The organism is Sphingomonas sp. UYP23, from assembly GCF_054059235.1.
Window position 1 is genome coordinate 1,911,405 of record NZ_JBSSBX010000001.1, and the last position, 18,999, is coordinate 1,930,403.

Genomic DNA, 18,999 nt, shown 5'->3' on the forward strand with positions numbered 1-18,999 from the left:
GGTGACTCGAATCCTATCGTCGTCAATGCGCGGCGCCCCAGCTCAGGCCCGTGCCGATCTCGATGCCGAGCGGCACGCTCAGCACGATCGCGGGTTCGGCAGCGCTCGCCATGACGTGCTCGATCACGGGGCGGGCCGCTTCGACATCGCCCTCGGGGAGTTCGAAGACGAGTTCGTCATGCACCTGCAGCAGCATCCGTACATGCCCGAGCCCGGCGGCTTCGAGCGCCGGCCCCATCCGCACCATCGCGCGCTTGATGATGTCGGCCGAAGTGCCCTGGATCGGCGCGTTGATCGCGGCGCGTTCGGCGCCCTGGCGTTCGTGCTGGAGCTTCGACTTGATCCGCGGGAAGTGCGTCTTCCGCCCGAACAGCGTCAGAGTGTAGCCCGTCTCGCGGACGAACTCGGTGGTCGCGGCGATGTAGTTGCGGATGCCCGGGAAGCGCTCGAAATAGCGATCGATCATCGCTTGCGCTTCGTCCGCGGTCACGTCGAGCCGACCCGCCAGGCCCCAGCGGCTAATGCCGTAGAGAATCGCGAAATTGATCGTCTTCGCCCGCCCGCGCGTATCGCGATTGACCTCGCCGAACAGCTCCATCGCGGTGAGGCTGTGAATGTCGTCTCCATTGGCGAACGCAGCTTTCAGCGCGGGCACGTCGGCCATGTGCGCGGCGAGCCGCAGCTCGATCTGCGAGTAATCGGCGGCGAGCAGGACATTGCCCGGCTCGGCGACGAACGCGTCGCGAATCTGCCGGCCGATCTCGGTGCGGATCGGGATGTTCTGCAGGTTCGGGTCGGTCGAGGACAACCGCCCGGTCTGCGCGCCGGTCAGCGAATAGGAGGTGTGGACGCGTCCGGTCGCTGGGTTGATCTGCGCCTGGAGCGCATCGGTATAGGTCGATTTGAGCTTCGACAGCTGGCGCCAGTCGAGCACCTTCGTCGCGATATCCTTGCCCGGCGAGTCCTTGTCGGCGGCGATCCGCTCGAGCTCGGTAACGTCGGTCGAATATACCCCCGACTTGCCCTTGCGGCCGCCCTTGACCCCCATCCGCTCGAACAGCACGTCGCCCAACTGCTTGGGGCTGCCGATCGTGAAGGCGCCGCCGGCGAGCGCATGAATCTCGACCTCGAGCGCACCAATGCGATACGCGAAGTCGGTCGACAGCGCGGCCAGCTTTTCGCGATCGACCTTGATGCCCTGCATCTCCATCTGCGCGATGACGGGCGCGAGCGGGCGATCGACCATTTCGTAGACGCGCGTCGCGCTCTCGGCGACGAGCCGCGGCTTGAAACGCCGCCACAGCCGCAGCGTCACATCGGCGTCCTCGGCGGCGTAGCGTGTCGCGGCATCGAGATCGACCTCGTTGAAGCTGCGCTGCGACTTGCCGACGCCGACGACGTCCTTGAACGCGATGCAGCTGTGCGAGAGATGCGTCGCGGCGAGTTCGTCCATGCTGTGGCCGTGAAGGCCCGCATCGAGATCGAAGCTCATCAGGATCGTGTCGTCATGCGGCGCGACGCTGAGCCCCAGCCGGCCGAGCACGATCATGTCGTATTTGAGGTTGTGCCCGATCTTGAGCACCGCCGGGTCCTCGAACAACGGCTTGAGCTTGGCGAGCGCGACGTCGCGGTCGAGCTGCGCCGGGGTTTCGGCGAACAACCCCGAACCGCCATGCGCGAGCGGAATGTAGCACGCCTTGTTGGGCTGCAATGCCATGCTCACCCCGACGAGCTCGGCGCGCGTCGCATCGATTCCGGTTGTTTCGGTATCGATTGCGATGAAGCCCTGATGCCGCGCCGCGGCGATCCAGCTGTCGAGCGCGGCTTCGTCGACCACCGTCTCATACCCGTCATGGTCGCATGGCGGGTCCTGCTCGGTCGGCACCGATTTCGGCGCGGGCACCGACGCGTCGGCGACCGCCGACAGTTTGGCGAGCAGCGAGCGGAAGCCGTGATGTTCCAAGAACGCGCGCAAAGGGGCGTCGGGAATGCCCTTGAGCTCGAGATCCTCGAGCGGCTCGGGCAGCGCGACGTCGCATTTCAGGGTGACGAGTTCCTTCGACAGCCGCGCCATCGCGGCATGTTCGATCAGATTGTCGCGCAGCTTGCCTGTCTTCATCCCCTCGGCAGCGGCGAGCACTGCTTCGAGCGTACCATGTTCGAGGATCAGCTTGGCGGCGGTCTTGGGGCCAACGCCGGGAACGCCCGGCACGTTATCGACGCTGTCGCCCATCAAGGCGAGCACGTCGCCGAGCTGCGCCGGGGTGATGCCGTGGAATTTCTCCGCGACATGCTCGGCGCCGAGGCGTCGGTTGTTCATCGTATCGTACATGTCGAGCCCGGGCTCGATCAGCTGCATCAGATCCTTGTCGGACGAGACGATCGTGACGTCCCACCCCTGCGCCAAAGCAGCGCGCGAATAGCAGGCGATGATGTCGTCGGCCTCGAGCCCCTCGGTCTCGATGCACGGTAGCGAAAACGCGCGCGTCGCATCGCGGATCATCGGGAATTGCGGGACGAGATCCTCGGGCGGCGGCGGGCGCTGCGCCTTGTACTGGTCGTACAGCTCGTTGCGGAAGGTCTTCGACGATTTGTCGAGGATCACCGCCATATGCGTCGGGCCATCGGCGGCATGGACCTCGTCGGCGAGCTTCCACAGCATCGTCGTATAGCCATAGACCGCGCCGACCGGCTCGCCATGCTTGTTGGTGAGCGGGGGGAGGCGGTGATAGGCGCGGAAAATGTATCCGGAGCCATCGACAAGATAGAGATGCGGCATTTGGCGGGGATAGCCCAAGCTTCGGGAAGCACAAAGCCCCCGCGTCACGCCATTCGGCGCTTATCCGCTGTTAGCCGCGATGGTTCGCAACGACGCTCGCCACCACCGCCTGCATCAACGCCTGACGCGCCGGGATCGGGCGCGGCGTATCGCCGATCATGATCGCGATCGCATAGCCGCTGCCATCGGGCGCCATCAGCAGCCCGACATCGTTATAGCCCGCGGTGCGCCCGGCAAGATCCTGGCCCGTGCCGGTCTTGTGCCCGAAGCTCCAGCCCGGCGGCACCGCGCCGCGCATCCGCTGCTTGCCGGTGTGCGACGACTCCATCGTGCTGATGAGATAATTGGTCGATTCGGGCGACAACAGGTCACCGCGCTTGAGCCGCGCAAGCGCGCCAGCGATCGCGACAGGCGCGGCGCCGTCGGGCGGATCGGCGACATAGCGCTCGAAGGCAGCGATCCGGTCGGCGCGCGACAGCCGATCGCGCGCGAGCGCGAAGCCGTTGCCGAAGGCATAGGACGGCTGCCACACCAGCCCCGCAGTCTGGCTTTGCAGACGACGCTCCCCCGGCCCGAAGCGGATATCGCCCAATCCCTTGCGCTGGATGAAGTCGCGCACCGAATTCGGTCCGCCGACATAGCGCAGCAAACGGTCGTTGGCGGTGTTGTCGCTCATTGTCAGCGCGCGCTGGAGCAATGCGCCGACCGTCGTCGGATAGCCCTGCTCGCCCTTGATCAGCGCCGTGATCGGCTGGTGGAACAAGGTGATGTCGTCGCGGTACAGCGTCACCGGGTCGGCCAACCGGAGCCGTCCGCGATCGCGGTAATCGAGCACGGTCATCGCGACCCACAGCTTGCTGACGCTCTGCTGCGGCAAGCGCTGCTCGCCGCCGGCATCGACGCTCCAGCCGCGATCGACGCTGCGCACCGCGATCCCGACCCGGCCGTCGAACTGGCGCGCAAGAGTTGCGACGCTGGTCGCCAGCGCCGAAGGCGCCGCAGCCGCGCGCGGCGCGGGAATCGCCTGGACATGCGCGAACGGCGCCGGTGACGACGGCACGACCCGTGCGAGATGCACATTGGCATCCTGTCCGCACGCACACAAAGCGGCGGTCAGGAGCAAGGCTGCAGCAGGCTTGGGCAATCGATAGGGAAGGATACGCAACACCGTGTTTAGTCCCGATACTCACCCCACGCTTGATCATGGCGGTAAGGCCAGATTGTGGTGGGGATATCCCTTGCGCCGCCGCTTGCGACGAAACGCTTTAATGGCGGGACAAGACGATATCGCGGCGGGAAGGTCTATTCCGTTGATCTACGGAACCAAAATGGTGTCAATGGCCTCGGGCAGCAAGTCCGGATAATCGAGCGTGTAATGGAGCCCGCGTGATTCTTGCCGATGAAGCGCGGAACGCACGATCAATTCTGCAGTCTGGAGCAGATTGCGCAGTTCGATCAGGTCGGGCGTGACTCGGAAATGCCCGTAATAATCGTTCACTTCGTCGGTGAGCATTCGAATACGGTGCTGCGCGCGTTCGAGCCGCTTGGTAGTGCGCACGATCCCGACATAGTTCCACATGAAGCGCCGGATCTCGGTCCAGTTCTGCTTGATGACGACCTCTTCGTCCGAATCCTCGACGCGGCTTTCGTCCCACGGACGGATCGGCGGCGGGGCGGGAAGCTCGTCCCAATGCTCGGCGATATGGTTGGCGCACGCCTCGCCGAACACGAAGCATTCGAGCAGTGAATTGGAAGCAAGGCGGTTGGCACCATGCAGCCCGCTCTCGCTGCACTCACCCGCGGCGTAAAGACCCGGCAGATCGGTGCGCCCGTCAAGATCCACTACCACGCCGCCGCAGGTATAATGCTGCGCGGGCACGACCGGGATCGGCTCCTTGGTCATGTCGATGCCGAGGCCAAGCAGCTTTTCATGGATGTTGGGAAAGTGCTCGCGGATGAACGCCTCGCCCTTGTGGCTGATGTCGAGATGGACGTAGTCGAGCCCCAACCGCTTGATCTCGTGATCGATCGCGCGCGCGACGACATCGCGCGGCGCGAGTTCGAGGCGAGGGTCGAAATCGGGCATGAAGCGATAGCCCGTCTCGGGAATCAGCAGATGCCCGCCCTCGCCGCGCACGGCTTCGGTGATCAGGAAGTTCTTGACCTCGAGATTGTAGAGGCAGGTCGGGTGGAACTGCATCATCTCCATGTTCGAGACGCGGCAGCCCGCGCGCCACGCCATCGCGATGCCGTCACCGGTCGCGCCGCGCGGCGCGGTCGAGAAGAGATAGGTGCGTCCCGCCCCGCCCGTGGCGAGGATCGTGGCGCGTGCGGTGTAGACCTCGACGCGGCCGGTTGCGCGGTTGACGGCGTAGACGCCCCAGACGTGGCCCGCGCCCGAATAGCGCTCCTCATGCTTGCCGGTGGCGAGGTCGATCGCGACCATGTCGGGGACGAGCGTGATGTTGGGATGGTCGGTCGCGGCGCGCTGCAACGCTTCCTGGACCGCCCAGCCCGTTGCGTCGGCGACATGGACGATGCGGCGGTGACTATGCCCGCCCTCGCGCGTCAGATGCAGCGCATTGCCCTCGGTCGCGAACGGCACGCCGAGCTCTTCGAGCCGCGCGATCGCGGCGGGCGCCTGCGTCACGACGAACTCGACCGTCGCGCGGTCGTTGAGCCCCGCGCCGGCGATCATCGTGTCCTCGATATGGCTCTCGAACGTATCGCCTTCCTCGAGCACCGCGGCGATGCCGCCCTGCGCCCAGGCGGTCGAGCCCTCGTTCATCGCGCCCTTGGCAAGCACGGTGACCTTGAAGCGATCGGCAAGGTTGAGCGCGGCCGTGAGGCCGGCGGCACCCGAGCCGATGATGAGGACGTCGGAGGTTTTCGTTTCGGGCACGCGCGTCTTTCTCATCCGTCGCCCCGCGGAGGCCGGGGCCGCTATGGTGGTGCCCGGCGCCAGCGTCTTGTGCAACCGCAAGCGGCCCCGGCCTCCCCCGGGGCGACGTTATGCGGCGGTGTTCGCCCGCGTCAGATTGAGGAACACGTCTTCGAGATCGGCCTCGCGAGTCGATACGTCCACAATCCCGTAGCCGTCGGCCTGCACCGCGGCGAGCACCTCGCCCGCATTCACCCGGTCTTTGGCGTAGGTGATCGCGAGCGTCCGCGTGCCCTTCAGTTCGATCTTCTGGAAGCAGACCGCGCTCGGCGGCACCGCGACGTCGCGATCGACCGTCACCTCGACCAATTTCTCGGTCGCCATCCCGACGAGCTCGCGCGTCGGCTTGTTGGCGATGAGCTTGCCATGGTTGATGATCGCGATCCGGTCGCAGAGCTGCTCAGCTTCCTCAAGATAATGCGTCGTCAGCACGACCGTCACGCCCTGCGCGTTGAGCTGGCGGACATAGGCCCAGAGCTGCTGGCGCAGTTCGATGTCGACGCCCGCGGTCGGCTCGTCGAGCACGAGCACGGGCGGCGTGTGCACCATCGCCTTGGCGACCATCAGCCGGCGTTTCATGCCCCCCGACAGCGTGCGGGCATAGGCATTGGCCTTGTCCTCGAGATGCACCGCCCGGAGCAATTCCATCGAGCGCCGGTTCGCCTTGGGGACGCCGTAGAGGCCGGCCTGGATCTCGAGCGTCTCGATCGGGGTGAAGAACGGGTCGAACAGGATTTCCTGGTTGACGATTCCGATCGACGCCTTGGCATTGCGCGGATGCTTCTCGGTGTCGAAGCCCCAGATCGTGGCATTGCCGCTGGTCTTGTTGACCAGCCCCGCAAGGATGTTGATCAGCGTCGACTTGCCCGCGCCGTTCGGACCGAGCAGCCCGAAAATCTGGCCGCGCGGTACATCGAACGACACGTCGTCGAGCGCGCGCTTGCCGCCTTTGTAGGTCTTGCATAGGTTCGCGATGGAGATGGCGGCCTCGGTCATGCCTTGCGCATAGCGCGCGAACGCGGGCCGGTCATCCCCCTCCCGCTTGCGGGAGGGGAGCTAGAAGGAGCGTCCCACCCCAAGCCGACGGACAAGGGGCGTTGAAGCGCAGCACCGACCTTGCTACACGCACGCCCATGATCGCACCGCCCGAAATCCTGCGCGTAACGCATGCCCGCAACATCTGTGACGGCGCGACCGACATTCCCGGCGGTGCAAGCCTCGGCCATCCGCGCGTTTTCCTCGAGATCGACGAGAGCGGCTATGTCGATTGCGGCTATTGCGATCGCCGCTTCGTGATGATCGGCGGACCCGCCGACGGGGTCGATCCGTCGACTTTGCACGATCACGGGGATGGCGCAGGGCGGTAACCTGCCTATATTCGTCGGATGACCAGTCCGACAGACCCCCGCGCGTTCCTGTATCATGATGGCCAGCTCGACCCGGCCGAAGCCCAGGCGCTCACCGCCGCCGCGCTCGGCAAGGCCGACGATGGCGAGCTGTATCTGCAATATCGCAAGTCCGAGGCGTTCGGCTTCGACGACGGTCGGCTGAAGACCGCGAGCTACGACACGCATTCGGGCTTCGGCCTGCGCGCCGTGTCGGGCGAGATGACCGCCTTCGCGCACGCCAGCGAGCTCAGCGCCGCCGCGGTCAAGCGCGCGAGCGAGACGATGGCGCTGATCGACCCGTCGAGCGCGCCCAAGGCCGGTCCGCCGCGCGCGACCAACCGCCACCTCTATACGGCGTCGGACCCGCTCGATCTGGTCCCCTTCGCCGACAAGGTGAACCTCTGCCAGACGATCGACGCCGCCGCGCGTGCGCGAGATCCGCGCGTCGCGCAGGTCTCGGTCTCGCTGTCGGGCAGCTGGAACGTCGTCGAGATCGTTCGCGCCGACGGCTTCATCGCCACCGACGTGCGCCCGCTCGTCCGCCTCAACGTCTCGATCGTGGTCGAGCAGAACGGGCGGCGCGAGACGGGGACGTTCGGGCTCGGCGGCCGCTATCTCTATGACGAGCTGATGGCCCCCGCGACCTGGAACCGCGCGATCGACGAGGCGCTGGCGCAGGCCGTCGTCAACCTCGACTCGGTCGCCGCACCCGCGGGCGAGATGACCGTGCTGCTTGGGCCGGGCTGGCCGGGCATTCTGCTCCATGAAGCCATCGGGCATGGCCTCGAAGGCGATTTCAACCGCAAGGGCACCAGCGCCTTCTCGGGCCGGATCGGCGAACGCGTCGCGGCGCCCGGCGTCACCGTGGTCGACGACGGCTCGATCGCCGACAAGCGCGGCTCGCTGTCGATCGACGACGAGGGCACGCCGACGCAGGAAAACGTGCTGATCGAGGACGGCATCCTCAAGGGCTATATCCAGGACCGGCTCAACGCGCGGCTGATGGGCGTCGCGCCGACCGGCAACGGCCGCCGCGAATCGTTCGCGCACGCGCCGATGCCGCGGATGACCAACACCTTCATGCGCGGCGGCAAGGATGATCCCGCCGAGCTGTTGTCGCGGGTCAAGAACGGCATCTTCGCCAAATCGTTCGGCGGCGGACAGGTCGACATCGTCTCGGGCAAGTTCGTTTTCTCGTGCACCGAGGCGTACAAGATCGAGAACGGCCGGATCGGCGCGCCGATCAAGGGCGCAACACTGATCGGCGACGGCCCCTCCTGCCTCACCCGCGTCGAGGGCATCGGCAACGACTTCGCGCTCGACGAGGGCGTCGGCATGTGCGGCAAGGGCGGGCAGAGCGTTCCCGCCGGTGTCGGGCAGCCGACCTTGCTGGTGGCAGGTCTGACGGTGGGCGGGACGGCGATGTAAGAGCGTGCAGCGCGGACGGAGGTGTGAGCTATGGCAATTCCCGATCGTCGACGACCGCGGCATGACCGCCGGCCGCAACATGATCGCTCCGGCCCTGCAGGGCGGTCGCCGCTGCTTCGGGACGCGGCGCTAATCCTGCGATTGTTCAAACGACGCGGCGACCCTGACGCGCCGCTCCCCGCGCCGGCGATTTCACCACGCGGTCCTTTGCCGCGATCCGGTGGTGCCGCGCACGCGCTGGACTTCGATGCGTGACGGCCTGGCCCGAACTCGACTGGACCGCCTGGCGCGAGACCGCGATCGCGCTGCAGCTCCGCACGCAGATCATCGGCAAGGTCCGGCTCGCGTTGACGCCGTGGCTCAACCATAGTTGGCACGTCCCGCTCTACGTCTCGGCGCGCGGGCTGACGACTTCGGCGATTCCGCTCGGCGACCGAATCCTCGAGATCGAGTTCGACCTGCTCCACGACCGCCTCGTCTTCATGACCAGCGACGGGCGCAGCCGCGGGATCGGACTCGGCCCGGGCAGCATCGCGCATTTCCACCAGAACGTGATCACCTGCCTCACCGAGCTCGATGTCCCCGCGCAGTTCGACGGCACCCCCAGCGAAATGGCCGACGTCCCGCCCTTCGCCGAGGATACCGCCGAACGCCCCTATAATGCCGACGCCGTCCGCGCCTTCTGGCGCGCGCTCATTCAGGTCGCGCGCGTCTTCGGCGAGTTCCGCACCGGCTTCCTTGGCAAGGCCTCGCCCGCCCACTTCTTCTGGGGAAGCTTCGATCTCGCCGCGACGCGCTTTTCGGGCCGTGCGGCACCGCGCCATCCCGGCGGCTTTCCCGGCCTGCCCGATGCGGTGACGTGCGAAGCCTATAGCCATGAAGAAGCCAGCGTCGGCTTCTGGCCGGGCAGCGACGCCTACCCGCACGCCGCCTTCTACGCGTACGCCTATCCCTCGCCCGCCGCTTATGCGCAGGCCAGCGTCGAACCCGCCGAAGCGCGCTGGAACGCCGAGCTCGGCGAATTCCTGCTCGACTATGCCATAATCCGCGCGGCCCCCGACCCGAGCGCCGCGCTGCTCGCTTTCTGCCAATCGACCTATGAGGCCGCTGCCGATCTCGCCGCCTGGGACCGCGACGCGCTCGAATGTCCGCTCGGTCGACGCCGGATTCCCCGCATCGTCTGAAAGTGCTACGCGCGCAGCATGGAAATGTTCTCGGCCATTGGCGATGCGCACCGCGCCTTTATCGCGAAGCAGCCCGTCTTCTTCGTCGCGACCGCCGCTGCGGGCGCGCGGGTCAACCTCAGCCCCAAGGGGATGGACAGCTTCCGCGTGCTCGGCCCCAATCGCGTCGCCTATCTCGACCTCGGCGGGTCGGGCAACGAGACGCAGGCGCATCTTGTCGCCGACGGCCGCATCACGATCATGTTCTGCGCTTTCGACAATCCCGCGCTGATCCTGCGGCTCTACGGGACGGGGAGCTTCGTCGTCGCGGGTGAGCCCGGCTTCGACGCGGTGGCGGCGCAGTTCCCGCGGCTCGCGGGTGCGCGGCAGGTGTTCGATATCACGGTCGACAGCGTCCAGACGAGTTGCGGATGGGGCGTCCCGCGGATGACGCTGGATCGTCCTCGCGATACGCTCATCAAGTTCCACGCACAGCAGGATCCCGACGCGCGCCTCGCTGTGATTGCCCAGCGCACGCACAGCATCGATGGCTTGCCGGTGCGCGTCCAGACGATCCTGCCGGCGTTCGATCCGCCGGAAATGACCAACAGGCGATGAGTCTCGCCGAAGTCGGGCGATTTGCGCGCAACGAGCCTATATCGTCGTCGGACGGCTCGAGTCCGAGGGGATCATGGCGCTCGCGCTCGACGGCAATGCCAGCATCGCCGATGGCAGTCAGTTCTTCATCCCGGTCCGCGTGATGGTCGATGAAGACGATGTCGCTGCTGCACGCAGGATCCTTGCCGAATCTGCCTGATTCTTGGGCAGCGGTTCGCAACTGCACAAAAATTTACGAATCGGTAAGCTTCGCGGATGCGGTACCGCCCCCGTCGGCGGGCGTTTGACGTCTGGCACGCCCTTTGCAGGTTACTCCCCAGGACCAATAACACATAGGGGGGTTCGCGCGTGAAGCTCGTCATTGCCATCATCAAACCCTTTAAGCTCGACGAGGTGCGCGAGGCGCTCACCGAGATCGGCGTCGCGGGAATGACCGTTACCGAAGTCAAGGGATTCGGCCGCCAGAAGGGCCAGACCGAAATCTATCGCGGCGCTGAATACAGCACCAACATGGTGCCCAAGATCAAGATCGAGGTGGTCTGCGGCTCCGACCTTGCCGGCAAGGTCGTCGAAGCGATCCAGGCCTCGGCTAACACCGGCGCGATCGGCGACGGCAAGATTTTCGTGCTCGATGTCGGACAGGCCGTCCGCATCCGCACCGGTGAAACCGACGAGACGGCCCTGTGAGCGCTGCGAACGACATGCAGGCTGTGAGCGCCGCGAACGAAACCACCCGCGTGAGCGGACTGAGGGGGGTAGCAATGAATCGATCGACCACATTGGGTCTGGCCGGGCTGGCAGGCGCGGCGCTGTTCGCAGCGCTGCCGGCATGGGCGCAGGCGCCCGCGGCAGCCGCCGCCAAGCCGTTCGTGCCGACCGCGGCGATGGTCAACAAGGGCGATACCGCCTGGATGCTGACCTCGTCGGTACTCGTGCTGATGATGTCGGTGCCCGGCCTCGCGCTCTTCTACGGCGGCCTGGTGCGCACCAAGAACATGCTGTCGGTGCTGATGCAGGTCTTCATGATCGTCTGCATCGCGGCGTTGGTGTGGGTCAGCTGGGGCTATTCGATGGCGTTCACCGGCGGATCGCAGTTCGTCGGCGGATTCGGCAAGCTCTTCCTTAAGGGCGTCGACGCGAACTCGCTCGCCGCGACCTTCTCGAACGGGGTGTACATCCCCGAATATGCCTATGTCTGCTTCCAGATGACGTTTGCGTGCATCACGCCCGCGCTGATCGTCGGTGCGTTTGCCGAGCGCGTGAAGTTCACGCCGCTGATGATCTTCATGGTCGCCTGGATGACGATCGTCTATTTCCCGATCGCGCACATGGTGTGGTATTGGGCGGGCCCGGACTTCCTTCCCGCTTCGCCGACCGACTACGGCTTCCTGTGGGGCAAGGGCGCGCTCGATTTCGCTGGTGGCACCGTGGTGCACATCAATGCCGGTATCGCCGGGCTCGTTGGCTGCCTCGTGATCGGCAAGCGTGCCGGTTTCAACAAGGAGCCGATGCCGCCGCACTCGCTGACCATGACGATGATCGGCGCCAGCCTGCTGTGGGTCGGCTGGTTCGGCTTCAACGCCGGCTCCAATCTCGAATCGAACGGCCTGACCGCTTTGGCCTTCATCAACACCTTCGTCGCCACGGCAGCAGCCGGTGTGTCGTGGGCGGTGATCGACCAGATCAAGCACGGCAAGCCCTCGTTGCTCGGCGCGGTGACGGGTGCGGTCGCCGGGCTCGTCGCGATCACCCCGGCCTCGGGTTACGCCTCGCCGATGACCTCGATCATCCTCGGCCTGCTCGTCTCGCCGCTCTGCTTCTTCTTCGTCACCACGGTGAAGAGCTGGGGCAAGTATGACGACTCGCTCGACGTCTTCGGCGTCCACTGCGTCGGCGGCATCTTCGGCGCGCTGGGCACAGGAATCGTCGCCAACCCGGCATTCGGCGGCGAGGGCTTTCTGGATTACACTGCCCCCGTCGCAAAGGCCGGTGTCTATGACATGGCAGCCCAGATGGTGACCCAGGCCGAAGCGGTCGGGATCACCCTGCTGTGGTCGGGCGGCGTCTCGGCCGTGCTGTTCCTGATCCTGAAATACACCGTCGGCATCCGCCCCTCCGAAGAAGTCGAGCATGAAGGTCTCGACATCTCCGAACATGGCGAGCGCGCCTACAATTATTGACCAGATTGGGGGGCGGGCCCCGAACGATCCGCCCCCTTCACGATGTTCCTCCTGCGGACGACCTAAGGCCGGTGCGGCAACGCACCGGCCCTTTTTTAAGTCTGTGGTGGGGTCGCTATCATTTGGTGCGGAAGATCCGCCCGCGCGGTGTCGCCGATAAAGCGCGCCCATACACCGCCCGGGCGCCAGATCGCGTCGAGCGCGGGGCGCGCCTGCGCATCGCCCCAGCCCAGCACGTCACGCCGATAGCGATAGAGGAAGGCCGAAACGCGCGCGTTGACGATGCAGTGGACGTGCACCGGCCGCGTGCCGAGATCCGCCATCGCCGCGCAGAAGTGCTCGAAATCGGCCGTGGTCGGCGCATCGAACACGACCGGGATGTGGATGTACCGCATGCCCAGCGCGACGACCGTGGCCGCTTCGTCGGGCAGCGCGCGCGGATGATCGTGCAAGGCGAGATTGATGACATCGCGCACGCCCAGCGCTGCGATCTCAGCAAGCTGTTCGCTGCTCGGCTGACCAGAGGTCGTAAGGTGAGCGTCGAGGCGATACCAATTTGGAATATCGACGGGGTCGCGCATGCGGGCTCCTTTCAAGCGGGGGTGCCCAGGCGAGCGGCGGCCGGGTCCGCGCTCCACGGTGGTGCCCCACCTGCTTCGCCAGTCACGCGAACGCAACTCTTCTCGTCGCCCGCGGCATTGCCCTCAAGCGGCTCGTCGGGCGCGACTTCCGGCTTGTCCCGGACCCTTTCGCGCAGTCGCCGCGCGGCGAGCGCGGCGCCGAGCAAAAAGCCGCCCGGTACCAACACCACCGCCGCCGTCAGCGCGACCCGATTCCAATCCTTGCGCTCCATCGCGCCGTCCCTAGCCGATCAGGCAAGATCCGCGGTCACAAAATCGGCGCAGCGTTCCCCGATCATGATCGACGGCGCATTGGTATTGCCCGAGACGAGCTTGGGCATCACCGAGGCGTCGGCGACATAGAGCCCCTCGACCCCGCGCACGCGCAGCCGCGGGTCGCACACCGCCGCCTCGTCCGATCCCATCCGCGCGGTCCCGACCGGGTGATAGACGGTGTCGGCGCGCGCGCGGATCAAGCGCTCGATCGCCTCGTCGTCGCGCAGGTCGATCGGATAGCGGTCGCGGCCCTGGTGGTCGCTCAGCGGCGGCGCCTCGAGGATGCGGTACATCGCGCGGACGCCGCGCATCATCGTCGCCATGTCGCGCGGATCACTGAAGAACGCCGGGTCGATCATCGGTGCCGCGCGCGCATCGCCCGAGGCGAGCCGCACCGTGCCGTGGCTTTCGGGGCGGAGCACGCAGACATGGCACGAATAGCCATGCCCCGGCACTTGCGTGCGGCCGTGATCCTCGAGCGCGGCGACGACGAAGTGGAGCTGGACGTCGGGCGCGGGGGCGTGCGGATCGGTGGTCAGGAACGCGCCCGCTTCGGCGAACGGCGTCGTCATCATCCCCTCGCGCTTGCGCAGCCACTGGAACAGCGCGCCCGCCATATCGAGCTTGCCCTTGAGCGAATTGCCGACGAAGCTCTTCCCCGGCGTCTCGAACGCCGCGACGTAGTCGATATGGTCCTGCAGATTGGCGCCGACCGCCGCGCGATCGACCCGCACCGATATGCCCTGCTCGCGCAGATGCGCGCCCGGCCCGATCCCCGACAGCATCAGGATCTGCGGCGTCCCGAACACCCCCGCCGCGAGCACGACGCCCTTGCGCGCGCGAATCACCTTCGACTCGCCACCCTGCAGATAGGCGACGCCCCAGGCCCGCCCTTCCTCGAACAGCACGCGCTCGACCGTGACGCCGGTCAGCACGTGCAACGCCGGATTGGCCGGCGCATCCCCCAGATACGCCCGCGCCGACGTCCAGCGCTCGCCGCCCTTCTGCGTCACCTGATAGAGCCCGATCCCCTCCTGCCGCGCGCCGTTGAAATCATCGTTGCGCGGGATCTGCAGCGATGCACCGGCCTCGACGAAATCGCGGCTACCGGGGTTGGCATGGTGCTGCTCGCTCACCCACAGCGGCCCGTCGCCGCCGTGATAGGCATCGCCGCCGCGGACATTGTGCTCGCTGCGCTTGAACCACGGTAGCACGTCGTCATATGCCCAGCCGGGGCAGCCGAGCGCTGCCCAATTGTCGTAATCCCATTTGTTGCCGCGGATATAGATCATCGCGTTGATCGCGCTCGACCCGCCGAGCCCCTTGCCGCGCGGCTGGTGCCCGCGCCGGCCGCCGAGGCCGGCTTGCGGGACAGTCTCGTAATTCCAGTTGGTCTTGTCGGTCTGGAACGCGAGGAAGGCCGGTATGCGCGTCCGCAGCCCCGTGTTGCGGCCACCCGCCTCGAGCAAGGCGACCGAGACTTTCCCGCCATCGCTCAAGCGCCCGGCCGCCGCCGCGCCGCCCGAACCGCCCCCGATGACCACGATATCGGCTTCTTCCACGCGCTCTCTCCTGCTCGCGGCGCTTTAGCGCGCCTTTGTATCGCTCGATCGCCACCGCGCCTTGATCGTCTCGGACGTGTCGCGACTGCCGTCGTGGCTCCACCCCGGCGGCATGACCAGATAGCCGAATTTCGCACGAAGCCCCGGCGCCCGCCAGACGTCTTGCGAGATCCCGATCCACTCGTGGGACGCGGCCCATAACAGGTTGAACGAGCCGAGATTCTTGACGATCCCGTAGCGCGGACGGTCGTCGGCGCGCTCGGGCTCGAACGTGCCGAACAGCCGGTCCCAGACGATGAACACGCCGGCATAATTGGTGTCGAGATAGCGCGGATTGGTCGCGTGATGGACCCGGTGGTGCGACGGCGTGTTCATCACCGCCTCGACCCAGCGCGGCATCCGGTCGATCACCTCGGTGTGGATCCAGAATTGGTAGATCAGGTTGAGCCCCGCGACGAACACCAGCATCGCCGGCGGAAAGCCGATCAGCAACAGCGGGAGGCGGAAGAGGAAGCCCAGCGAAACGAAGCCCGTCCAGGTCTGCCGCAGCGCGGTCGACAGATTATAATGCTGGCTCGAATGGTGGATGACATGGCTCGCCCAGAACCAGCGGACCCGGTGGGCCGAGCGGTGGAAGACGTAATAGAACAGGTCGTCGAGCACGAAGGCGAGCACGAACCAGTACCAGGCATAGCCGATGTCGAAGACGCGGAACTGCCAAACCCAGAGCGACAGCGCGAAGACCAGTCCGACCGACAGCGCGCCGGCGACGGTGCTGCCGAGGCCGAGCGCAAGCGACACGAGCGTGTCCTTGGGTTCGTAGCGACTGCGATCCTTGATCCGCGCGACGACCATCTCGGCAAGGACGAGCGCGATGAAGCCGGGGACGGCGTAGTGGACGGGATCGGGCAGGTCCATTCGCACTGTTTACACCAGTGTCAGTGGGATCCGTAAAGAGGTAATATCGCGCGGCCGATCAGTGGTAGGTCGTCCCGTGCGTGACGCTGTCTTCGATCGCACGGACATCGGCTTCGAGCACGCCGAACAGCAGCACCGCGCCGAACTGACGTTCCCCCGTCTCGACGCGCACGCCCTCGATCGCCTGAGTCAGCCGCAATGGCGCGATCAGCCGCCGGGCGGCGACCTTTGCACCGTGACGTTTCAGCAGGGCAAGCGCTCCGTTTCCGGCGACCAGCGCGGCATTGCCGTCGGTCCCGATCACCGCCCCGTGCGCGACGAAGCCGGCGAGCATCTGCTCGGCGGTCTCACGCGCTTGCGCTGTGCTCGAAATGCGCGCCTCGCCGAGCCGCATCCAGCGCGCGACCAGCGCCAGGCCGAGCACGCCGGCCACGCTCAGTCCGAGTTGCGTCCAGTCCATCGCGCCGCGGTCACGCCGGCGTCGACAGCGCGTCGAGCAGCGGCCGGAGTCCGGTGAGATCGTATCCCGCAGCAGCGGCCTTCGCCATCGCGGTATCGGGCTGCATACCGCCCTTGACCGCCGCGAGCGCCCAGAGGTTGCATGAGCGTGTTCCCGAACGGCAATACGCCAGCACCGGCCCCTTAGCCTCGGCCAGCACCGCCGCCATCGCGTCGATCTGCGGGTGCGAGAAGCCGGCGTGGGTCACCGGGATCGCAGCGTAGGTAAGGCCGGCGGCCTCTGCGGCGGCGGCGATCTCGGCACCGCTCGGCTGGCCCATGTCCTCGCCATCGGGGCGGTTGTTGACGATCGCCGTGAAGCCGGCGGCGGCAAGCTCGCCCATCGCGTCGGGCGAGATTTGCGGGGCGACCGCGATGGTCGGGTCGATGGTGCGGAGGGTGGTCATGGGCGTGCTTCTAGCTCGCACGGCCGCGCGGCGGAAGCGGCAGATTTCTGTCGGGCAGAGCGTATGGGTCGGAGCAGCATGCCCGCTGAACGCGACGAACGCGCTGCCCAGATAGCCAGTGCCGGTCAGAACCGCCGCAACACCCCGAGAAACGCCTCGCCATAGGCTTCGAGCTTGCGCGCGCCGACGCCAGTGATGTGCCCCATCGCCGACAGCGACGACGGCCGCGTCGTCGCCATCTCGCGCAGCACCGAATCGTGGAAGATGACGTACGGCGGCACGCTCGCCTCGAGCGCGAGTTCGCGGCGCTTGGTCCGCAAGGCCTCGAACAGCGGTTCGCCGGTCGGGTTGGGCACGCTGCCAGCGCCGCCGCGCCGACGCCGCTCGCGCTTGGGCGGGACGATCAGCGCGACCTGTTCGCCCTCTTTCAGGATGCCGCGCGCGCCCGGACCGAACTCCAACCCGCCGAAATCGTTCGCGCGCAGCGCATCGCGCAGCAGCAGCGCGCGCCCGACCGGCTTGATCAGCGCGGCTTCCTCAGGGCTCGAGGCGATGCCGAATACGCCGAGCGTCTCATGTCCGTTCATCAGGCTGCGCTCGCTCGACTGGCCCATCAGGACTTGCTCGATATAGCCCGCGCCAAAGCTCTGCCCCGTGCGAAACACTGCGGAGAGGAACTTCCTCGCCACCTCCGTCGCATCGACCGCGGCCGGCGGGTTGAGGCAATTGTCGCAATTGCCGCAATTCTCCGGCGAATCGTCGCCGAAATGCTTGAGCAGGATGCGCCGCCGGCACCCGGCGGTCTCTGCCAGCGCGCCGAGCGCCGCGAGCCGCTGGCGCTCACCCGGCTGGCGCGCCGGCTCGACCTCGCCGATCCGCTGGCGCGCGCGCGCAAAATCTTCCGCGCCCCAGAACAGATGCGCGACGGCCGGGTCACCGTCGCGCCCTGCACGGCCGGTTTCCTGATAATAGCTCTCGATCGATTTCGGCAGCCCGGCATGCGCGACGAAGCGCACGTCGGGCTTGTCGATCCCCATGCCGAACGCGACCGTCGCGCACATCACCATGTCTTCGCTCGCGACGAAGTCGGCCTGGTTCTTAGCGCGGACATGCGGGTCGAGCCCGGCATGATAGGCGCGCGTCGGCCGCCCGGTCTTGGCGAGCGCCTCGGCCATCTTCTCCGTGCCCGCGCGGCTCTGCAGATAGACGATCCCGGCGCCGGGCGTCTCGGCGATCAGATCGGCAATCTGGCGTGTGGCATTGTCCTTGGGGGAGATGCGATACTGGATGTTGGGCCGGTCGAACCCGGCGACGATCATCCCCTCATGCGGGATGCCGAGCTGTTCGAGAATGTCGGCACGGGTGCCGGCGTCGGCGGTGGCGGTCAGCGCGAGCCGCGGCACATCGGGGAACGCATCGAGCAACGGCCGCAGCAGCCGATAATCGGGCCGGAAATCGTGGCCCCATTCCGACACGCAATGCGCTTCGTCGATCGCGAACAGGGCGAGCGGTGCGCGCGCGAGCAGCTTGCGGAACGCGCCGCCCGACGCACGCTCTGGCGCGACGTAAAGCAGATCGAGCTCGCCGCGGCGGAAGCGCGCGATCGTCTCGGCCTGGTCGGTATCGACCGAGGTGAGCGTCGCCGCGCGGATCCCGATCGCGGTCGCGGCGCGGAGCTGGTCGTGCATCAGCGCGATCAGCGGCGAGACGACGACGCACGTCCCCTCGAGTACGACCGAAGGCAATTGGTAACACAGCGACTTGCCCGCGCCGGTCGGCATCACCGCGAGCGTACGCTCGCCGGCGAGCACGCGTTCGACCACCGACCCCTGCACGCCGCGAAACGCCGGGAAGCCGAAGGTCGATTGCAGGACGGGAAGGGGATCGATCATTACGCGAAGCCAAGAATAAGAAGGAGAGCCCGATCGACACGCTGCATGTCGGTCTCGGACAAACGGCCAATCGCTCGGCCAAACTGCTCGTGATCCACGGTCACCAAAATGTCGACCGCGACGTCTGAAATCGCTTCAAGGGCATTCTGCGCATCGGGCAAGATCCGCGGGCGGAGGTCGCGTGCCTCGCCCGTCGCGGTCTGGCACAACGCCACGACACGATGCGGCGTATCGCCAAACGCGTCGCCTTGCACGACCACGACCGGGCGAGGCTTGCCGCCATTGCCGCTTCCCGTCGCAGCACTCCAGATTTCACCCCGCTTCATGAT

General features: G+C 66.7%; 18 protein-coding genes and 1 riboswitch. Of the genes, 7 read left to right on the forward strand and 11 right to left on the reverse strand.

Annotated elements, in window-relative coordinates; genetic code table 11:
- Positions 1-22: 22 nt before the first annotated feature.
- The 4 genes from polA to ACVWYO_RS09465 all read right to left on the reverse strand — a co-directional run bounded on the left by polA (position 23) and on the right by ACVWYO_RS09465 (position 6,716).
- Positions 23-2,779 (reverse strand): DNA polymerase I, encoded by a 2,757-nt coding sequence (gene polA, locus ACVWYO_RS09450; protein WP_457350198.1) that lies wholly within the window; start codon positions 2,777-2,779, stop codon positions 23-25.
- A gap of 70 nt (positions 2,780-2,849) precedes the next feature.
- On the reverse strand, positions 2,850-3,947 hold the full coding sequence (locus ACVWYO_RS09455) for a serine hydrolase (protein WP_457350200.1): 1,098 nt from the start codon (positions 3,945-3,947) through the stop codon (positions 2,850-2,852).
- A 147-nt stretch (positions 3,948-4,094) separates the two neighbouring features.
- A complete protein-coding gene (gene nadB, locus ACVWYO_RS09460; RefSeq protein WP_457350202.1) occupies positions 4,095-5,696 on the reverse strand; it encodes an L-aspartate oxidase in 1,602 nt (533 codons plus the stop codon).
- Positions 5,697-5,789: 93 nt separating this feature from the next.
- Positions 5,790-6,716: an ABC transporter ATP-binding protein gene (locus ACVWYO_RS09465; protein WP_457350204.1), complete on the reverse strand. Its 927-nt coding sequence runs from the start codon at positions 6,714-6,716 to the stop codon at positions 5,790-5,792.
- A gap of 137 nt (positions 6,717-6,853) precedes the next feature.
- Here ACVWYO_RS09465 and ACVWYO_RS09470 point away from each other — a divergent pair, with 137 nt between their 5' ends.
- From ACVWYO_RS09470 to ACVWYO_RS09500, 7 genes are all read left to right on the forward strand, one after another.
- The gene (locus tag ACVWYO_RS09470) at positions 6,854-7,087 is read left to right on the forward strand and encodes a zinc-finger domain-containing protein (protein ID WP_457350206.1); all 234 of its coding nucleotides are present in this window, start codon (positions 6,854-6,856) and stop codon (positions 7,085-7,087) included.
- 18 nt (positions 7,088-7,105) lie between these two features.
- Positions 7,106-8,536 carry a metalloprotease TldD gene (gene tldD / locus ACVWYO_RS09475; protein ID WP_457350208.1) on the forward strand — a complete coding sequence of 477 codons (1,431 nt, stop codon included), beginning with the start codon at positions 7,106-7,108 and terminating at the stop codon, positions 8,534-8,536.
- A 251-nt stretch (positions 8,537-8,787) separates the two neighbouring features.
- Complete coding sequence (locus ACVWYO_RS09480; RefSeq protein ID WP_457350210.1) at positions 8,788-9,720, forward strand: DUF5996 family protein; 933 nt, start codon at positions 8,788-8,790, stop codon at positions 9,718-9,720.
- Positions 9,721-9,738: 18 nt separating this feature from the next.
- Positions 9,739-10,317, forward strand: coding sequence for a pyridoxamine 5'-phosphate oxidase family protein (locus tag ACVWYO_RS09485; protein ID WP_457350212.1), 579 nt, complete (start codon positions 9,739-9,741; stop codon positions 10,315-10,317).
- 73 nt (positions 10,318-10,390) lie between these two features.
- Complete coding sequence (locus tag ACVWYO_RS09490) at positions 10,391-10,516, forward strand: putative signal transducing protein (protein ID WP_457350214.1); 126 nt, start codon at positions 10,391-10,393, stop codon at positions 10,514-10,516.
- A 149-nt stretch (positions 10,517-10,665) separates the two neighbouring features.
- Positions 10,666-11,004, forward strand: coding sequence for a P-II family nitrogen regulator (locus tag ACVWYO_RS09495; RefSeq protein WP_140850681.1), 339 nt, complete (start codon positions 10,666-10,668; stop codon positions 11,002-11,004).
- A gap of 74 nt (positions 11,005-11,078) precedes the next feature.
- Positions 11,079-12,497: an ammonium transporter gene (locus tag ACVWYO_RS09500; RefSeq protein ID WP_457350217.1), complete on the forward strand. Its 1,419-nt coding sequence runs from the start codon at positions 11,079-11,081 to the stop codon at positions 12,495-12,497.
- Positions 12,498-12,592: 95 nt separating this feature from the next.
- On the opposite strand, the gene ACVWYO_RS09505 is transcribed toward ACVWYO_RS09500, so the two are convergent.
- From ACVWYO_RS09505 to ACVWYO_RS09535, 7 genes are all read right to left on the reverse strand, one after another.
- Positions 12,593-13,078, reverse strand: coding sequence for a protein tyrosine phosphatase family protein (locus ACVWYO_RS09505; protein ID WP_457350219.1), 486 nt, complete (start codon positions 13,076-13,078; stop codon positions 12,593-12,595).
- A gap of 16 nt (positions 13,079-13,094) precedes the next feature.
- Positions 13,095-13,174, reverse strand: a riboswitch (ZMP/ZTP riboswitch).
- A 194-nt stretch (positions 13,175-13,368) separates the two neighbouring features.
- Positions 13,369-14,955 carry a GMC family oxidoreductase gene (locus ACVWYO_RS09510; RefSeq protein WP_457350221.1) on the reverse strand — a complete coding sequence of 529 codons (1,587 nt, stop codon included), beginning with the start codon at positions 14,953-14,955 and terminating at the stop codon, positions 13,369-13,371.
- A 24-nt stretch (positions 14,956-14,979) separates the two neighbouring features.
- Positions 14,980-15,873, reverse strand: a complete 894-nt coding sequence (locus ACVWYO_RS09515) for a sterol desaturase family protein (RefSeq protein ID WP_457350222.1) — start codon at positions 15,871-15,873, stop codon at positions 14,980-14,982.
- A gap of 58 nt (positions 15,874-15,931) precedes the next feature.
- A complete protein-coding gene (locus ACVWYO_RS09520; RefSeq protein ID WP_457350224.1) occupies positions 15,932-16,333 on the reverse strand; it encodes a hypothetical protein in 402 nt (133 codons plus the stop codon).
- 10 nt (positions 16,334-16,343) lie between these two features.
- Positions 16,344-16,778 (reverse strand): TIGR01244 family sulfur transferase, encoded by a 435-nt coding sequence (locus tag ACVWYO_RS09525; protein ID WP_457350226.1) that lies wholly within the window; start codon positions 16,776-16,778, stop codon positions 16,344-16,346.
- Positions 16,779-16,903: 125 nt separating this feature from the next.
- Complete coding sequence (gene recQ / locus ACVWYO_RS09530; RefSeq protein WP_457350228.1) at positions 16,904-18,670, reverse strand: DNA helicase RecQ; 1,767 nt, start codon at positions 18,668-18,670, stop codon at positions 16,904-16,906.
- On the reverse strand, positions 18,670-18,996 hold the full coding sequence (locus ACVWYO_RS09535; protein ID WP_457350230.1) for a type II toxin-antitoxin system PemK/MazF family toxin: 327 nt from the start codon (positions 18,994-18,996) through the stop codon (positions 18,670-18,672). Before ACVWYO_RS09535 ends, recQ begins: the two co-directional genes overlap by 1 nt.
- Positions 18,997-18,999: the final 3 nt, after the last annotated feature.

Excerpts from the sequence above, each read along its gene's own strand:
- polA (WP_457350198.1), bottom strand. The coding sequence starts at position 2,779 with ATGCCGCATCTCTATCTTGTCGATGGCTCCGGATACATTTTCCGCGCC.
- nadB (WP_457350202.1), bottom strand. The coding sequence starts at position 5,696 with ATGAGAAAGACGCGCGTGCCCGAAACGAAAACCTCCGACGTCCTCATC.
- ACVWYO_RS09465 (WP_457350204.1), bottom strand. The coding sequence starts at position 6,716 with ATGACCGAGGCCGCCATCTCCATCGCGAACCTATGCAAGACCTACAAA.
- ACVWYO_RS09470 (WP_457350206.1), top strand. The coding sequence starts at position 6,854 with ATGATCGCACCGCCCGAAATCCTGCGCGTAACGCATGCCCGCAACATC.
- tldD (WP_457350208.1), top strand. The coding sequence starts at position 7,106 with ATGACCAGTCCGACAGACCCCCGCGCGTTCCTGTATCATGATGGCCAG.
- ACVWYO_RS09485 (WP_457350212.1), top strand. The coding sequence starts at position 9,739 with ATGGAAATGTTCTCGGCCATTGGCGATGCGCACCGCGCCTTTATCGCG.
- ACVWYO_RS09490 (WP_457350214.1), top strand. The coding sequence starts at position 10,391 with ATGGCGCTCGCGCTCGACGGCAATGCCAGCATCGCCGATGGCAGTCAG.
- ACVWYO_RS09500 (WP_457350217.1), top strand. The coding sequence starts at position 11,079 with ATGAATCGATCGACCACATTGGGTCTGGCCGGGCTGGCAGGCGCGGCG.
- ACVWYO_RS09505 (WP_457350219.1), bottom strand. The coding sequence starts at position 13,078 with ATGCGCGACCCCGTCGATATTCCAAATTGGTATCGCCTCGACGCTCAC.
- ACVWYO_RS09515 (WP_457350222.1), bottom strand. The coding sequence starts at position 15,873 with ATGGACCTGCCCGATCCCGTCCACTACGCCGTCCCCGGCTTCATCGCG.
- ACVWYO_RS09520 (WP_457350224.1), bottom strand. The coding sequence starts at position 16,333 with ATGGACTGGACGCAACTCGGACTGAGCGTGGCCGGCGTGCTCGGCCTG.
- ACVWYO_RS09525 (WP_457350226.1), bottom strand. The coding sequence starts at position 16,778 with ATGACCACCCTCCGCACCATCGACCCGACCATCGCGGTCGCCCCGCAA.
- recQ (WP_457350228.1), bottom strand. The coding sequence starts at position 18,670 with ATGATCGATCCCCTTCCCGTCCTGCAATCGACCTTCGGCTTCCCGGCG.
- ACVWYO_RS09535 (WP_457350230.1), bottom strand. The coding sequence starts at position 18,996 with ATGAAGCGGGGTGAAATCTGGAGTGCTGCGACGGGAAGCGGCAATGGC.